Source organism: Methylobacterium sp. WL119, from assembly GCF_008039875.1.
Lineage (GTDB): Bacteria > Pseudomonadota > Alphaproteobacteria > Rhizobiales > Beijerinckiaceae > Methylobacterium.
Genome location: NZ_VRUU01000235.1, coordinates 1 through 1,084 on the forward strand (window position 1 = coordinate 1; position 1,084 = coordinate 1,084).

Below are 1,084 nucleotides of genomic sequence, written 5' to 3' on the forward strand. Positions count from 1 at the left end.
CCCGGCGATCGCGAACGACGATCTGATGAAGCATCTGGCGAACCCGGCCGAGCAGGTGCTGCAGACGGTCGACTACGCCAACACGCGCTATTCGAAGCTCGACCAGATCAACGCGGGCAACGTCAAGAACCTCCAGGTGGCCTGGACCTTCTCGACGGGCGTTCTGCGCGGCCACGAGGGCTCGCCGCTCGTCGTCGGCAACATGATGTACGTCCACACGCCGTTCCCGAACATCGTCTACGCGCTCGACCTCGACCACGAGGCCAAGATCGTGTGGAAGTACGAGCCCAAGCAGGACCCGTCGGTGATCCCGGTGATGTGCTGCGACACGGTCAACCGCGGCCTGGCCTACTCGGACAACGCGATCATCCTGCACCAGGCCGACACCACGGTGGTGTCGCTCGACGCCAAGACCGGCAAGGTGAACTGGTCGGTGGTGAACGGCGACCCGAAGAAGGGCGAGACCAACACCGCCACGGTCCTGCCGGTGAAGGACAAGATCATCGTCGGCATCTCGGGCGGCGAGTTCGGCGTGCAGTGCCACGTGACCGCCTACGACGCCAAGACCGGCAAGAAGGTCTGGCGCGGCTACTCGATCGGCCCGGACGACCAGATGCTGGTCGACCCGGAGAAGACCACCTACCTCGGCAAGCCGGTGGGCAAGGACTCGTCGACCAAGACCTGGGAAGGCGACCAGTGGAAGACCGGCGGCGGCTGCACCTGGGGCTGGTTCTCCTACGACCCCAAGCTCGACCTGATGTACTACGGCTCGGGCAACCCCTCGACCTGGAACCCCAAGCAGCGTCCGGGCGACAACCGCTGGTCGATGACCATCTGGGCGCGTAACCCCGACACGGGCGTGGCCAAGTGGGTCTACCAGATGACCCCCCACGACGAGTGGGACTACGACGGCATCAACGAGATGATCCTCACGGATCAGAAGGTCGGCGGCAAGGAGACCCCGCTGCTGACCCACTTCGACCGCAACGGCTTCGGCTACACCCTCAACCGCGCCACCGGCGAGCTCCTCGTCGCCGAGAAGTTCGACCCGGTCGTCAACTGGGCCTCCAAGGTCGACATGGAC

Annotated in this window: 1 protein-coding gene; it reads left to right on the top strand. The window is 65.0% G+C overall.

The features are described from left to right. A partial coding sequence (locus FV227_RS28620; protein WP_246686696.1) for a PQQ-dependent dehydrogenase, methanol/ethanol family occupies positions 1-1,084 on the top strand: 1,084 nt, incomplete at both ends.